At 60.5% G+C, this 15,056-nt stretch carries 12 protein-coding genes; 8 read left to right on the top strand and 4 right to left on the bottom strand.

The genetic code is table 11. From position 1 onward, the window contains the following. Positions 1–182 precede the first annotated feature (182 nt). Positions 183–704 (bottom strand): adenine phosphoribosyltransferase, encoded by a 522-nt coding sequence (locus JNK74_14040; GenBank protein ID MBL7647303.1) that lies wholly within the window; start codon positions 702–704, stop codon positions 183–185. Positions 705–736: 32 nt separating this feature from the next. After that, the gene (locus tag JNK74_14035; GenBank protein ID MBL7647302.1) at positions 737–1,567 is read right to left on the bottom strand and encodes an RNA polymerase sigma factor RpoD/SigA; all 831 of its coding nucleotides are present in this window, start codon (positions 1,565–1,567) and stop codon (positions 737–739) included. A gap of 297 nt (positions 1,568–1,864) precedes the next feature. Between JNK74_14035 and JNK74_14030 the strand changes: the two genes are divergently transcribed. The 3 genes from JNK74_14030 (at position 1,865) to JNK74_14020 (ending at position 6,082) form a co-directional block, all read left to right on the top strand. Continuing rightward, positions 1,865–2,341: a nucleoside deaminase gene (locus JNK74_14030; GenBank protein ID MBL7647301.1), complete on the top strand. Its 477-nt coding sequence runs from the start codon at positions 1,865–1,867 to the stop codon at positions 2,339–2,341. Between the two features lie 208 nt (positions 2,342–2,549). Beyond that, entirely contained in the window at positions 2,550–3,701 is a 1,152-nt protein-coding gene (locus JNK74_14025; GenBank protein ID MBL7647300.1) for a hypothetical protein, read from the top strand. Positions 3,702–4,390: 689 nt separating this feature from the next. Continuing rightward, a complete protein-coding gene (locus JNK74_14020; protein MBL7647299.1) occupies positions 4,391–6,082 on the top strand; it encodes a hypothetical protein in 1,692 nt (563 codons plus the stop codon). A 399-nt stretch (positions 6,083–6,481) separates the two neighbouring features. Here the strand turns inward: JNK74_14020 and JNK74_14015 are convergent, their stop codons facing one another. Together JNK74_14015 and JNK74_14010 are read right to left on the bottom strand one after the other, a co-directional pair. Further along, positions 6,482–7,474, bottom strand: a complete 993-nt coding sequence (locus JNK74_14015; protein ID MBL7647298.1) for a hypothetical protein — start codon at positions 7,472–7,474, stop codon at positions 6,482–6,484. Beyond that, complete coding sequence (locus tag JNK74_14010) at positions 7,471–8,556, bottom strand: hypothetical protein (protein MBL7647297.1); 1,086 nt, start codon at positions 8,554–8,556, stop codon at positions 7,471–7,473. Before JNK74_14010 ends, JNK74_14015 begins: the two co-directional genes overlap by 4 nt. Before the next feature lie 435 nt (positions 8,557–8,991). Between JNK74_14010 and JNK74_14005 the strand changes: the two genes are divergently transcribed. From JNK74_14005 to JNK74_13985, 5 genes are all read left to right on the top strand, one after another. Then, on the top strand, positions 8,992–9,357 hold the full coding sequence (locus JNK74_14005; GenBank protein ID MBL7647296.1) for a peptide chain release factor-like protein: 366 nt from the start codon (positions 8,992–8,994) through the stop codon (positions 9,355–9,357). Between the two features lie 590 nt (positions 9,358–9,947). Further along, on the top strand, positions 9,948–11,084 hold the full coding sequence (locus JNK74_14000) for a SpoIIE family protein phosphatase (GenBank protein MBL7647295.1): 1,137 nt from the start codon (positions 9,948–9,950) through the stop codon (positions 11,082–11,084). Continuing rightward, positions 11,081–11,530, top strand: coding sequence for an ATP-binding protein (locus tag JNK74_13995; protein MBL7647294.1), 450 nt, complete (start codon positions 11,081–11,083; stop codon positions 11,528–11,530). The genes JNK74_14000 and JNK74_13995 overlap by 4 nt, the downstream gene beginning before the upstream one ends. Beyond that, positions 11,527–11,856 carry an STAS domain-containing protein gene (locus JNK74_13990; protein ID MBL7647293.1) on the top strand — a complete coding sequence of 110 codons (330 nt, stop codon included), beginning with the start codon at positions 11,527–11,529 and terminating at the stop codon, positions 11,854–11,856. Before JNK74_13995 ends, JNK74_13990 begins: the two co-directional genes overlap by 4 nt. After that, positions 11,849–15,016, top strand: a complete 3,168-nt coding sequence (locus JNK74_13985; protein ID MBL7647292.1) for a chemotaxis protein CheW — start codon at positions 11,849–11,851, stop codon at positions 15,014–15,016. The genes JNK74_13990 and JNK74_13985 overlap by 8 nt, the downstream gene beginning before the upstream one ends. Positions 15,017–15,056 lie beyond the last annotated feature (40 nt).

Raw genomic sequence — 15,056 nt, 5'->3', positions numbered from 1 at the left:
ATTCGATCATATGGAGTGGGGGCTTTCAAGCCCCCTGAGACGCGCAACCAAGTTGCACTGACCCGGAGCCATTTCGGTCCGTATTCGCGGATTCCCGAAAGGGGGCTGGAACGCCCCCCTGCATACTTCCCGCAGCGACTTGGAATTGAGAAAAGTCTTAACCCGCGGAAGGGGAAAGGCCCCTAGTCTACCATGAATTCGACCAGACTGTGTACTGGCACGGGGTCGAGACGCTTCCGGCCGCCCAGCGGAGGAAGCTCCACCACGAAGGCCGCTTCGGTCACCCGACCGCCCAGACGCTCGATAAGGCGCACCACGGCCCCCACGGTCCCACCCGTGGCAAGGAGGTCGTCGATGATTACCATGGAGTCCCCCGGCTTCACGGAATCGCGGTGCATTTCCACGATGGCCGTGCCGTATTCGAGCTCGTACTCCTCCGCGATGGTGTCGGCGGGTAATTTACCCTTCTTGCGCGCGGTAATCAGGGGAAGGCCCATCTCGTGGGCCAGGGAAGCGGCAAAAATGAAGCCCCGGGCATCCACGCCCACGATGGCGTCCACCTGAAGTTCCGTGTAGCGGGCCTTGAACTGGCCGATAACGTAGCGGAAGGCTTCGGGCACCAGGAGGAGCGTGGTGATGTCTTTGAATTGGATTCCCGGCTTGGGGAAATCGGGTACATTGCGGATATGCTGGGCGAGGTCCATGGGCGTTCCTGAGGGCGTTGCGCCGCCCCGGCTCAGGGGCGGAAGTCGTCTTCGTGGGCGGAGGCGTAGACCCGGAGGCGCTTCATCACATCCTTCTCGATCTGACGAATCCGCTCCCGGGTGAGCTTGTATTTCTTGCCCGTCTCTTCGAGGGTGTGGGCCTTGCCGTCGTACAGGCCGTAACGATAGCGGATGATATTGGCTTCCCGCTCCGTCAACTGGGTCATGAGCTCCGACATCTGCTGATCCAGCTCGATTTGCTCAATGGCCCGATCCACGCGAAGCGGTTCTATACTCTCTGGAATGCCCCGGTCCCCTTCGGAATCCGTGGTCTGAATGCGCTCCAGCGGGGTGATCACGTCCGCAAACTCTTGAAGCCGACGGGCTTCGGCCACCTTGATACCCAGATTCTTCGCCACGGCGTCGATATCGGGATACTTGCCGGACTTAATGTATTCGGACTCTACAAACTTCTTGTATCGGGCCACATTGTCCGTGATGTATACGGGGATCCGCACCGTGCGTCCGTGATTGGAAAGGGAGCGGGTCACGGCCTGGCGTATCCACCAGGTCGCATAGGTGGAGAACTTGCAGCCCCGATCCGGGTCGTAGCGTTCCACCGCCTTCATGAGCCCCAGGTTGCCCTCTTCGATCAGGTCCATCAGGGGCAAACCGTAATACAGGTATTTCTTGGCGATACTCACGACAAGGCGCAAATTGGACACAATAAGTTTCTTGCGCGCCGCCGCCTCCCCGGCCAGGGCCAGCTTGGAAAGACGTATTTCCTCAGAAGGGGAGAGCAACGGAATCTTGGAGATTTCCGCCAGATAGGTGCTGAGGCCATTTTCACGCGTATCAGACATGGACGCTCTTCAGGGTAAAAGCCCGGAGTTTCGACTCGAAGTAGATGGATCTACTCAAGGAACTGAATTCATGGGACAGATTTTTTCATATCAGAGCAACATTCTTTACAAAAGCTGAGAATTATGTCTACTCTCAACTACATGATACAAAACAGGACCGGTCGGTTCAAGGCTGAGCGCGAATGAGAAATTAGATGAAGGAATAGAATTCTCAGGAACTGTCAAGGTTTTATTCGCCCCCCCAATGCCGGGCTGGGGTTTGACAACCCGCGCCGTGGCGGGGGACAATACACCGCTATGCTCGATCCCCATGAACGATATATGACCTACGCCCTCCGGGAAGCACAACGGGCCATGGACCAGGGAGAAGTCCCCGTTGGCTGCGTGATAGTCCACGAAGGCGAGATTATTGCCAAAGCCCACAACCAGCGGGAGACCCTCCAGGACCCGACGGCCCATGCCGAAGTGATTGCCATCACAGCGGCCGCCGCGCGACTGGGCAGTTGGCGGCTGGAAAATACCCAGATGTACGTGACCCTGGAGCCCTGCCCCATGTGTGCCGGGGCTATCATTCTGTCGCGTATTCCCGAGGTGCACTACGGGGCGAGCGATCCCAAGGCCGGGGCTTGTGGTAGTCTGCTTAACCTGTTGGACGACCAGCGCTTCAATCATCAGCCCGTACTGCGAAAGGGCCTGATGGCCGATCAGTGCGGTGGACTGCTGACCAGCTTCTTCCGGAGTATCCGCGACGGAAGCCGCGCCCGTCGGAACTAGCCTCGACCGAGGTGACGGCCGGTTAAAACATTTTTGTCTCGGGCAGAGTCTAACGACCGTTATATGGACCAACACCCTCGGAGAGAACCACATGTTGCGAAACCCCAAGTTTCTAATTGCCACCCTCTTGCTCGCCTTGTTGTCGGCGCTGCCTGCTTCCGCCCTCAAGGTCGGGGCGGGTGTTCGCGTCATTACCCCCAAGACCCTGATGCCCATTTCGGGCGGCGTCGGCACGCCAGAACCCGCGACGGGCATCCAGGGTGATCTCTTTGCCCGGGCCATCGCCTTTGAAGACGGCGACGTCCGCGTGGCGCTTGTCAGTCTGGACTGCCTGGGCTTTCCGGGGGTCCTGGGGGACCAGGTCCGGCCCAAGGTGACGGGTATCCCCGGCACGAATATCCTCATCGGGGCGACCCACACCCATAGCGGACCGGATCTGTACGCCTTTCCCGATGGTCAGGGCGGCCACAACGGCGATATGGAATACATCGCCTGGGTAATCGACGAGACGGCGGCCGCGATTAATGAAGCGGTGAAAAATCTGGAGCCCGCGGCCCTCAAGATCGCCGTAGGCGAGGCGAAAGGCAAAATTGCCTACAACTACTACGCGCCGGAACTCTATGATCCGCGCTGCGGCGTGATCCAGGCCGTGGATCCCGAGGCGGGCAAGGTCATCGCGACCCTGGTGAACTATGCGAGCCACCCCGAAGTCATGGGAACGGGGCGCAAGACCATCAGCCCCGACTTCTGCGGTCCCCTTTATGATCGGATCGAGGCGGCCACGGGCGCCATGGCCATGTTCATGAATGGCGCCCAGGGCGGCATGGTCACGGCCGATTGCCGCGGCGAGGACGGAGAAGACGTCCAGACCTGGGACGAGTGCATCCGCATCGGGAATCTGCTGGCGGACGAGGCCCTGCGCATCGTGAAGGACGCCCCCCGCCAGGAGACCCCCGCGCTCTACTGCGCTTCGGAGCGGCTCCAGTTTCCCATTACGAGCCCCCTTATTAAACAGTTGTTCGGCGCTTCCGGGCTGGACTACAGCAGCGTGTCCGACGGGACCACGATTTCCACCCAGATGAATCTGGTGAATATTGGAACGGCCCAGTTGGTCAACATTCCCGGAGAGGCGCTGCCCAATATCGGCTACTACCTCAAGCGAAAGATGCCCACGGAGCACCCCTTCCTGCTTGGGCTTACCAACGACGCATTTGGCTATATCTTGACCAAAGAAGACTTCGAGAGCTTCAAACGCTACGAGTATGTGTCGCGCACCAGCCTCGGCGAGGGGACGGGCCCCCTGCTGGTGGACTCCATTCTGGCGATGGTTGGGAAACACCCCCAGCCCGCGAAACCGTAATACCGCCCCAAATCGCATCGGACCGGAGCCTTCGTCGGGAGCGCTCCGGTCCTATTTTTTTGGGGCCGTGTCGGATGGACGCTAAAGTGCGAAGCGAAAACTGCCGAAACTAAGGATGTGTTAAGAAGATACAGGCCCAATGCAGAAAGGAGGCTGGTATGACTGGAGTATCCGGAAGTGTCAGCGGCGTTGGGGCCGGTGTAAGTCAGGGCCGATATCAAGGTTCTGTGCAGTCGACTCGTCTGAAGGATCAGGAACAGTCGTCTGGTGGTGCGAGGGCCGCTGCATTGCAGTTGATTCAAAGCGCCATAACAGTAACCATGGGTACGTCCGGACACGACCTCGACGTGCTGGCTTAGCACTCACAAAACTCCTTTTGAAGGAGGCGCGGCACGGATGCTGCGCCTCCTTCACTCATTTTGGGACAGATAGGAGTCTGAAGGCTGAAGGCTGAAGAATGGGTCTTATGGGTCTTATGGGTCTTATGGGTCTTATGGGTCTTATGGGGCGTATGGACAATATTGCCCGGTCCCATAACTATCAACTTTCAGCGACCAGCTAACAACTATCAACTATCAACTATCAACTATCAACTATCAACTATCAGCCCCGCGCCTTTACCCGCCTTTCCCCGCTGGGCTAAAATGCCCCGGACCTCAAGTCCACGCAGCAGCAACGGGAAATATCAAATGCCAGGTGTAGTTCGAGTCGCGGGTTGGCTGCGTATTGCGGGGGTGGACGACGAATCCAATCAATCGGTGGTGAAAGCCGCCGGCTGGATCGCCCTTGCGGCCATGCTCATCCGGATCGTCTTCTGGTGCTACACCCAGCGCTACTGGGAAGACGCTCTCATCACCTGCCTCCACGCGGAGAATATGGCCAGCGGCTTCGGCCTCACCCATGTTCGCCCCGGCGAGCCCCCGCTGCACGGATTCACCAGCCCCCTGAGCGTCCTGGTGCCGCTGATCGGCGATCTGATGCGCGTTGGCTTCGGTGTGGAGTTCCTCAAGCTCGTTTCTATTCCCGCCAGCGCCCTCACCGTGCTCTATCTGCTGGGAATCGCCATCCACCCCAGGGTTCGCCTCTCCACGCCCCTGGCCATCATTGCCATGGGCTTCGCCGCCGTGGAACACCACCAGATCCTCTGGGGCATGGCCGGCATGGAGACCCAGTTGGCCGTGCTCATCCTCATTATGTCGGTCTACTACACCATGACGCTCGACACGGTCCCGCTGGGCATTTCACTGGGCCTGTGTATGCTTGTGCGCCCGGACTATGCCTTCTGGACCATCATTTCGGGCGTCTACGTGTTGTTCAATCGCCCTAAAGCCTTCCTGCCGGTCACGGGCATCGCATTGGCCGTGTACTTGCCTTGGATCCTGTTCACCGTGCTCTACTACGGCTCGCCCATCCCCAATACCGTCCTCGCCAAGGGCCTGGGCTACACCAAGTGGTACCAGAAGGCGCCCGAGCTCAGTTTCTTCGCGATCAAGCGCCACACCTGGCTCATGATGGCCGAGCAGTTGCACGTGCACCTCGGACCCATGTTCGCCGGACACGGCGCGAGCGTCCATCTCTTCTTCACCAAGGGCGCGGAGAGCCCCATCGCCAATTTCATGTTCGGCTTCTCCGTAATCGGCACCCTCGTCGTCTTTTTCAAGCGTCAATGGGTGCTTTGGCCCCTGGTGGCCGTGGTGGTGGTCTATAGCCTCTACTACGTCTACGTCGTGCCCGTCGTCTTCGGCTGGTACAAAATGCCCTATATACTCACGCTCCTTCTGCTCAGCCTTCGTGGACTCCAATGGGCGGGGGAGTGGATCAAGAGCGCGACATGGCGCGGGCGTTGGGAGGGGGGCTTCGCCGCCGTCTACCTCGGGCTTTTCGTCAGTGTATTGCCCATCAGCTTCTACACCGAGCGCATGATCCAGCAGTACGTCGAAAACGACGTGCGCATGGCGGCCGGCCTCTACCTCAAAGAGCGCATGAAGCCCGATGAAGCCGTGGGCTGCGAACCCCTCGGCTACATGAGCTACTACTCCCGCGGCAACGTCTACGACTGGCCCGGCCTCGCCAATCGCAAGGTCGTCGCCTGGAGCGAATCCCAGCCACCCGAACGCCGCTGCCTGGAAAACATGGTCAAAGACCTGAAGCCCGAATACCTCTTCCTCCGCGATATCGAAGTGCTCTATTTCTTCAAGAGCAACGACTGGCTGAAGGAGGCCTACCACGTGGAGAAGGTCTTTCAAGTCGACCCGGAAATCGCGCCGAAGATCCCCTGGCTTGATCGCAACATGGACACCATCTTCCGCATCTACAAAAAGAACCACCCCGACGACGCACAGCCCTACGACGCATCACTATTTCCCACCCGCAGGGACTGACGCGGACTCGTGAACCAAGGTAGCGCTCACGTCATTAACGAGCCACGATCCGTCTCCGAGAACCCGTGACTGCAACGTCCGTGGCTGTCCCGTCGTGCGCGGAGGGCACGTAACCAATCGTACCATGCCCCGTGAGACGCAGTTCATCATGTTGGGGTCGTGACGCGATTGCGCAGAAGCACATTTATCATCCAGGGCTGGAAAAAAACCAACCACGAATGGATTCAGCTCATCTGTTGGCCGCAAACAAAGATTTGAACCACGGAGACACGGAGGCGCGGAGAAAAAAAGAGAGTTTCAAAGGCGCCGAGGTGTCGCTACCGCACGCTTACGTTCAAGAAAGTTTCTCCAGATTCCCTCTCTCACACCTTTTCCTCCGTGCCTCCGTGACCTCCGTGGTCACTTAGCCTCCACCTTCCTCTCCCGAAAATACCGCAGCCCCAGCAGCGCCCCCGGAACAAAAATCAGCACCTGCGGCACCAGAAAAAGCCGCGTCTCCGGCGCGTGGGCCAACGCAAAGTGGGCGGGAAACCACACCGGCACCACCGCCCAGAAGAAGCGTTGTAGCGGCGTCGGCCACCCCTTCCAGGACGACAGCGCCATGATGGGCAATAGCCCCAGCGTTGCGAAGAGAAAGACCCACGTGCGCCACCACGTGAGGTTGAACATCAACAAGGGCAGGATGGGCTCCTTGCCCGCCGTGGGCACGATGTAGGGCCGCATGCCGTAGACCAGCCGCAGGCCCCCCACGATGCACAACCAGAGCAGCAGCGACACGCCAACAATCGCGAGAATGCGTCGGGGTGGCAGTGCAAACTTCGGCGAGAGCGCCACGCTGCTGAAGAGCAGCATCATCGGAATACACCCGCTGGTCTCCCGATTGAACGGCGCAATAATCATGAGCGGAATGATCCACAGCGGTTTCTCATGGAGAATAAGCAGTCCCGCGATAAGAAAGAGGCTCATGTCCGTGTAGGTGTTGAAGGTCATGTCCGTGTCGTAGAGCCCGTGGCACATCCCCCAGACCAGGAGCGACACGCCGAGCAAGCCTTCGATGAGCGTGAGCCCGAGCTTTCGGTAATAGGCCACCGCGAGGGAAAAAGTAAGCAGACACTGCGCGAACCGGAACAGAATGAACGCGGTGCCAATGGGCCGCGCAACACCAATCTGCTCGAAGAGCTTCACCAGGCCATAGACCATACCCTCGGTAAAGAGCCGATACTGCCACGGCGTGCCGCTTTCGCCGTTGATGACCTTCAGCGTGCGTCCCCACTGCACGGTTTCATACCATTCGAGGCCCATGAAGGTGATCTGGTAGTGCACAAAGTACACGCTGACCAAGGCGACCAGCACGGCCACCAGGACGTATTGTTTGCGAGCCATCCCGCTCATGCGAGCAGTCCAGGCGTCTTGTTTTCGTGGACTTCGCGCCAGCCGGCCAGGCCGCACAACAGGCCGGGAACGAACACCAGGACCTGCGGCAACAGCAACACACGCGACTGATCCACCGGCGCACAGAAAAGCGTCCCGACACACCACAGCGGCGCCACACTCCAAAAGATGGCCTTGAGCGGCGTCGCCCAATACCGCCACGACAGCAGCGCCAGCACGGGTAGAATGCCCACCATGCCGAAGGCATGCTCCCAGGCGGCGGGGTTCGTGAGATTGTAACGAAGCAGGCCGAAGCCCGGCGCCGCGCCGGATTCGTGCAGCGCCCAGGGGCGCGCGCCGAGAACGACGTGCAACACGACGAACAGCACGCACCACACCGCGAGGGCGGCAAAGGCCGGGCCCGCGATAGTCTTGTCCAGCGTCAGGCGGGGCTTCCAGCGCACGGCAATGGCCAGCGCCATGTAGGGAATGAGAATGCTGCTCTCGCGATTGAGCGCCGCGATTACCGTGATGGGGATGAGCCAGGCGGGTCGCCCGCCCACCAGCGCCAGCGCCGCGCCGAGATAAAGCAGGACATCGGTGGACGCATTAAATCCGAGATCCGCGCCATAGTTCGCCTGCGTCATGCCCCAGGCCAATGCGCTCAGCCCCAACACCGCCGGATAAGGGTGGATGCCAAGCTTCCGATAGAAAACAAAGGCTAATACAAAGAGCAAGAGATTCTGAAATAGACGAAGCGCCACAAAAGTAAGTCCCACCGGGCGCGGAACCCCGAGGGCCCCCGCCGAATTCACCGCCACGACCACCAGACGATCCGTGAGCACGCGGTACTGATCCGGCGCGGGAGCCGTGCCGTTCGCGACGGCCTCAAGACGCGGCCAGTAGTTGGCCTCCTGCCAGGCCAGGCCCTCAGTCTTGATCTGGCTGAAGCCCGTGATGAGGCTCAGCAGGAGTAGAGCCACAACGATGGTGGCCGTTTTCAATATAGGGTTCACGTCGTCCTGGCGCTCCGATTGCCCGAGCATCCTAACATGACGCGCACCGACGGGGACAGCATCCGCCTGGCCCACGACCTTGAGCATGGAAAAGTATCGCCGATCCAGGTGGAGGCTGTACCCATGAAGAAACGTAACCCGTGTTAACGGATGTGTGTACAAGCCCGTCGGATAGCGCCAGAACCAAGGTTCCTAAAGTAAATGTGCAAGCTGGGAGCGCTGGCATCCCTGCCGGCCATGCACCGAAGGTGCATGCTGACCGTGCGGGGATCGCAAAGGACTTCCATCGACTGCGCTGCAAAATGGCGGGGGCATAATCTCATCTCTGTTGCTCAGGCACCCGATTCGTGCACCTTCGGTGCATGGTGCCGGCAGGGATGCCGGCGCTCCCAGAATCCGCGATCTTTTGGCCGCTATAAGACACGACGAGGAATGCGGATCGAAACTGGCTGAGCGTTGCCAATGCCAATGACTTCGCAAAATCAGCTAAACTATGGCTCACCGTAGGAAGGAAATGCACCCATGCCCCGATTCGGCGTCACGCCGCAAAAAGAAGCCGAACTCCTCCGCCAGATGGAGGCTTGCGGGATCCGCGAAGAAGATCTCGACGAATCCTTCGTGCGCGGCAGCGGCTCCGGTGGTCAGAAGATCAACAAGACCTCTTCCTGCGTCCAGTTGAGCCACCGCCCCAGCGGACTCGAAGTCAAGGTGCAGGAGGCGCGCTCCCAGTCGCTCAATCGCTTCTTCGCGCGGCGTCGCCTCTGCGAACTCATGGAAGAGCGCACCCTCGGCAAAAAAAGTCCCGAGGCCCTGCGTCAGGAGAAAATCCGGAAGCAGAAAAAGCGGCGGAAACGTCGGAGCGCTCCGCAGGAAGAAAAAAATAATTGATTTAGTATTATTTGTTCCGAATATGCGGGGTATGTGGTATATTCAGATTGTTGGTTGGCCTGTTAAGCGCTCGGAAGAGCAAACGGACCAAAACTAAGAATTTCGCTGGACTTTTGTCAAGTGTAATGAGATAATCAACGCGTTACGTCGACGCAAATCGCGCAAAGATCGATTTTTCGGTGGGAATACCAGGAATTCTGGCCGGGGTCGGGGGACCTCACGCCGCACAATAGAATGTTCCAGGTCGCGCGGGTCACATGTGACGTCATCCACATCATCATGGGTTCTCTGACGGGGATACCCCGACAAAGCGGGTGTGTGGAGATGGAACATCGGGTTCCGCAGGCGCTTACCGACCGACCCGAATAACATCTCAACTGAATAACGGCAGTGGAGAACGTGTGGGGAATTTCTTGCAGTACGATGCCGCCCGGTTCTGAAGGTCCACCGACCATAGAGCCGGGACCTGGTTATCGCGAATCGAGGTACCGTTGAATTCGAGTTCGTTGGTTCGAAATGGCCGATCGGATGGGTCCGATCTGGCGGCGTACCCGTCGGGGCATTTTATTCGAGATTATGAAAGCGTTGCGATGGCTGATTCAGCCGGGACGAGAGAGGCAAAAGCGGGCCGCCCACTGATACTGGTCGTGGATGATGACCGGGTTACGGTTCGCCTTTTGGATCGGCTTCTTCGCAGCACCGGCTTCAGCACCCTGCTGGCGGGTGATCTTGCGGAGGCGGAAGCGCTGCTGAGGGCGCACCCGATCACCCTCGTGCTGCTGGATGTCCATCTGCCCGACGGGAATGGTCTCGACTTTTGCGCGCGGATGAGCTCCGGGGCGGCGCCGTCCGATATCCCGGTGCTATTCATATCCTCCAACAGCGACGAGTCGACCAAGGTTCAGGGCTTTGCCTCTGGGGCGGTAGACTACATCACCAAGCCACTGGCGGCGGGCGAAGTACTGGCGCGGGTGCGCACGCACCTCCGCCTTCGCATGGCCTATGAGTCCCTGGCCCGTTTCCATGCGGAGCGCATCGAGCAGATCGCGACGACCCAGCAGTCGCTGATGCCCCTACCGGAGAGTCTTCCCGAAGCGAATTTTGAGGTGTGCATTCGCCAGTTCCACGGGGCGGGCGGTGACTTCTACGATGTATTCATGGTCGGTAATCGTACGGCGGACTATGTGGTGGCCGATGCCAGCGGGCACAACCTCGGGGTATCGCTCTGGACCGCGTCCTTCAAGGCGCTCCTGGCGGAATATGCCTCGGTCTTGAACACCCCGTCGGAAATCCTCGTCATGATCAACCGGACCCTTCGCCGGGTTCTTCCCGAGACGGCGTACTTCACGGCGATTTACGTCCGCCTCAATCGTGAGTTCAACACCCTGACGCTGGTGAGCGCCGGACATCCACCCGCCGTGCTCGTTCCGGCGAGCGGGGGGCCGGTCCAGGTGCTCCAGCAGGAGGGGGACGTGGTGGGCATTTTTCCCGATCCCGTTTTCAGCGTCCTCGAACTGCGGGTGCATCCGGGTGACCGGCTTTATCTCTGTACCGACGGGCTTATTGAGCTCACGGAATCGCGATCCGACGGGGTTGCGCGTCTGGAAGAGGCCTGCGGCGCCACCGCCCATCTGCCGATGGCGGAGGCCGTTACCACCATCGTGGAGCGGCTCTGCGCCTTCTCCGAACTCAATGATGACATCATTCTCCAGGGTATCTGTGTATGAACACCGAGGTACAAAAGCGTCGCATCGATTCCGCCGGCTTTGCCTTCGAGGTGGAGTCGCGCCTGGCGCTGGTGGACGATATTTGCGTGACGGCCCGTGAGCTGCTGGGCCGGCACGGTCTGGAGCATGTTCAGTTTGATGTGGATCTGCTGTTGCGCGAGTTTATCGTCAATGGGATGGAGCACGGGAACGGTCTGGATGGGAAGAAAAAAGTCGCGGTGGACTTCAGGATAGGGCCAAAGTGGATTGTGGTGCGGATCCAGGACGAAGGTCCGGGCTTCCGCTGGCGCACATTGAGCCGAACCCCCCCGGAAGAAGTGTCCACCTCGGGGCGCGGACTGGCCATCGGCGCGCTGTATGCCCACCGGGTTCGGTTCAACAACGCGGGGAACCAGGTTACGCTTTGGATAAGCAAGACTACGAAAAAGGAAAGCGAGGGACTATGAGCGTGTGCGAAATACTTCGAGAGGGCCCCAGGGCGCGCGTCGTCCTGGATGGGAAACTGACCGCAACGGAGGTGCCGGAGTTGCAAGCGGCGATCAAAGGCGAAGTTGCCGCCGGGGCGTCGGAATTCGTGGTGGACATGGCCGCCACCACCCACATTGATTCCACGGGCATCGGATTGCTTATCGCGACGCACAACAGTCTCGGTGCGGTTCAGGGCACGCTCCAGATAGTCAACGCCGGACCGGATATTTACGGCCTGCTGCGCAGCATGCGCCTGGTGGATCGCCTGCGGGTTACGGCGGCCGGGGAGACGAAGAATGGATGACGATCTGCTGAAGGAATTCATCAATGAATGCCGCGAGCATCTGGTGACCATCGAGACGGATCTGTTGGCGCTGGAAGAAGGCGGGGCCGATATTGACGAACCCCTCGTCAACAAGGTCTTCCGCGCGGCCCACTCCATCAAAGGGGGGAGTGGTTTCTTCGGGCTGAACAACGTGAAGGAGCTTTCGCACAAGGCGGAAACCGTGCTGGATATGATCCGGTCGCGAAAGATGGCGCCGAACTCCGAGGTGACCAACATCCTCCTCGCGGCCTTCGACAAGCTCCGGGAGCTCATCAACAGCACCGAAACCAGCGACCAGGCCGATATCGGCGACCTGCTGGTGGCCCTGACCGGGCTGGCCTCGTCCTATCTCCCGCCGGACCAGAAGGCTTCGCTCACGAGCTTTGTCGATCTGCCCGCGCCCTGCGCCAGCGGCAAAATTACGCTGCCGCAAATCGACGTGGATCGCGCCCGTGCGGCGGGTCTCTACATTTACTGGGTGGATTGTGACCTGATCCACGATATTGAAGAAAAAGGGCAAACGGTCCTGTCTGTCTTCAACACGCTGACCGTCGTGGGCGACGTGCTGGACTGCGCCGTGGATTTCGATGCCGTGGGTAATCTGGACGGGGTCGTGGGCAATCGCGTCCCCCTTCGCCTCGTGGTCGCCACCGTGCTTGAGCCCGATATGGCCGGCGGTCTCTTTGACACCATCGAAGAGTCGCGCATCCATCTGCTCCTCGATCCCCGCGCGCCCATCGCGCCGGCGGTGGCCGCCCCCGCGCCCATCGTTCACGCGGCCCCCGAGCCCGAGGCCGCCCCGGTGGTCGCTGTTCCCGCTCCACCCGCCCCGGTCGTCGCCGCCGCACCCGCCGCACCCGCCCCGCGCGGTGCCGAAGCGGCCTCCGCGCAGAGTGGAGCCTCCGACGAGACCCTTCGCATCAACGTCACCCTGCTTGAGGCGCTGATGAACCTGGCGGGCGAACTGGTGCTCAGCCGCAACCAGCTCCGCGCGGCGGTCTCCAACAACGATCAGCAAATGCTTTCGTCCGCGGACCAGCGGATTAATCAGGTGACCTCGGAACTGCAGGACGTGATCATGCAGACCCGGCTCCAGCCGATCGGCAATGTCTTTTCAAAGTTTCCACGGGTCGTCCGGGATCTCTCCCGCTCATTGGGGAAGGAGATCGATCTGGAAATCCTGGGGAAAGACGTGGCCCTCGACAAGACCATGCTGGAGGGGCTCTCCGATCCCCTCACGCATATGGTGCGCAACGCGGTGGACCACGGGATTGAAGGGGCCGCGGAGCGCGCGGCCGCCGGCAAGAAAGCCGCGGGCACCGTTCGCATCGACGCGCGCCACGAGGCCGGACAGGTGGTGGTGGAGATATCCGACGACGGCAAAGGTCTTCACCCGGATGCGATAGCGGAATCCGCCATGCGCAAGGGGCTTATCTCGGCCGAGAAAGTTCAGGGTATGTCTTCCCAGGACAAGCAGGCCCTCATCTTCCTTCCCGGCCTTTCCACCGCCCAGGTCATTTCCGATGTGTCGGGCCGCGGCGTGGGCATGGACGTGGTAAAAACCAATCTGGATCGCCTCGGCGGGCAGGTGGAGATCGACTCCGTCCCCGGCAAGGGATCCACGTTCCGCATCAAGCTGCCGCTGACCCTGGCCATCATTCCGTCCCTGCTGGTTTCCCTGGATGAAGAGCGCTTCGCCATTCCCCAGGCGAATATCGAGGAACTCTTGCGCCTCCGTGCGGAGGAAGTACAGGAGCGCATCGAGATCGTGGGCGATGCCGAAGTGCTCCTCCTGCGCGAACGCATGATCCCCCTGGCGCGCCTTTCCGAAGTCATCGGCACGGTGCCCACCTATGTGGATCCAGTCACCGAACGGGCGGAATTTGACCGCCGCTCGCGTCTGGCGGATCGTCGATCGCCCATCTACGGCGAGCGCGACGACAGGCCCGAGACCTCGGAGACTCCTGAGAGCCTGCGCCCCCGAAGTGAAAAGGGCCGGCGCCGCTCCCGCGCTTCGGCCCTGGAAATTGCCGTGCTCAATACCGGCACCCTGACCTTCGGTCTGGTGGTGGGTTCCTTCCACGCCACGGAAGAAGTGGTGGTTAAGCCCCTGGGACGGCGCTTCAAGGCGCTCCGGGAATATTCCGGGGCCACCATTCTGGGCGACGGCGCCGTTGCGCTCATCCTCGACGCATCGGGAATAGCGGCCAAGGCCGATCTGGCCTCGGTGTCGGGCACGGCCCGGGCCACGGAGCTTCAGGCCGAGGCGGAATCACAGCGTATGCAGGACGTACATTCGTTCCTGCTTTTCCAGAACGGCCCCAGCGAGTCCTGCGCCCTGCCCCTGGATGTGGTCCAGCGCATCGAGCGCATACAGCACGACCAGATCGAACGTCTGGGACGCCACCGCACCATGCAGTACCGCGGCGGATCGCTTCCTCTGGTCAGCCTCTCCGACGCCGCGAGTTTCACCTCACTGGACGAAATGGCCGACCCGGTCGTCTTCGTTTCGAGTGTCCACGGCCGCGAGATTGGCCTGATGGGCACCATGCCGGTGGATGTGATCGAGACCCGCGTAAACATTGACCAGAGCACGCACCGCCAGACCGGCATCGCGGGCTCGGCCATCATCAACGGCAAAACCACCTTCGTGGCCGATCTCCACGAACTGATCGACGTGCTCCACCCCGAATGGGGCGATCAGTCCCGGTCGACCCGTGCGAAATCCGTCGCGGCGGCTGTGGAACGGGGGGAGACCATTCTGCTGGCGGAAGATTCCGACTTCTTCCGGGCGCAGGTGAAGCGCTATCTGGAGGAGGACGGACTCACCGTGCTCGATGCGCCCGACGGCGAGGCCGCCTGGGAACTCCTGATGGAGAATCTGGACAGTGTCACCCTGGTTGTTTCCGATATTGAAATGCCGCGCCTGACCGGGCTGGGACTCGCCACGCGTATTCGGAGCGATGCCCGCACCGCGGGTCTGCCCATAATCGCCGTGTCCTCGCTCGCGGGCGAAGAGGACGCCGCCCGGGGCATCGCAGCGGGCATCACGGAATATCAGGTGAAGCTCGATCGGGAGACGCTCCTTTCGCGCGTCCACCACTTTATGACCCAGCAACGAAAACTGAAAACGAAATAGGCACGAGCGCTCCGGCGCGCCCGAGTGATGTGCGGGTGCC

It is taken from the genome of Candidatus Hydrogenedentota bacterium (genome assembly GCA_016791475.1).
Classification (GTDB): Bacteria; Hydrogenedentota; Hydrogenedentia; order Hydrogenedentales; family JAEUWI01; genus JAEUWI01.
The sequence above is the reverse complement of the archived record's forward strand: the minus strand, read 5'-3'. Positions and strand labels throughout refer to the sequence as shown.

Coding starts and splice junctions, on each gene's coding strand:
- JNK74_14005 (MBL7647296.1), top strand. CDS start 8,992: ATGCCCCGATTCGGCGTCACGCCGCAAAAAGAAGCCGAACTCCTCCGC.
- JNK74_14015 (MBL7647298.1), bottom strand. CDS start 7,474: ATGAGCGGGATGGCTCGCAAACAATACGTCCTGGTGGCCGTGCTGGTC.
- JNK74_14020 (MBL7647299.1), top strand. CDS start 4,391: ATGCCAGGTGTAGTTCGAGTCGCGGGTTGGCTGCGTATTGCGGGGGTG.
- JNK74_13990 (MBL7647293.1), top strand. CDS start 11,527: ATGAGCGTGTGCGAAATACTTCGAGAGGGCCCCAGGGCGCGCGTCGTC.
- JNK74_14000 (MBL7647295.1), top strand. CDS start 9,948: ATGGCTGATTCAGCCGGGACGAGAGAGGCAAAAGCGGGCCGCCCACTG.
- JNK74_13985 (MBL7647292.1), top strand. CDS start 11,849: ATGGATGACGATCTGCTGAAGGAATTCATCAATGAATGCCGCGAGCAT.
- JNK74_14040 (MBL7647303.1), bottom strand. CDS start 704: ATGGACCTCGCCCAGCATATCCGCAATGTACCCGATTTCCCCAAGCCG.
- JNK74_14035 (MBL7647302.1), bottom strand. CDS start 1,567: ATGTCTGATACGCGTGAAAATGGCCTCAGCACCTATCTGGCGGAAATC.
- JNK74_13995 (MBL7647294.1), top strand. CDS start 11,081: ATGAACACCGAGGTACAAAAGCGTCGCATCGATTCCGCCGGCTTTGCC.
- JNK74_14030 (MBL7647301.1), top strand. CDS start 1,865: ATGCTCGATCCCCATGAACGATATATGACCTACGCCCTCCGGGAAGCA.
- JNK74_14010 (MBL7647297.1), bottom strand. CDS start 8,556: ATGCTCAAGGTCGTGGGCCAGGCGGATGCTGTCCCCGTCGGTGCGCGT.
- JNK74_14025 (MBL7647300.1), top strand. CDS start 2,550: ATGCCCATTTCGGGCGGCGTCGGCACGCCAGAACCCGCGACGGGCATC.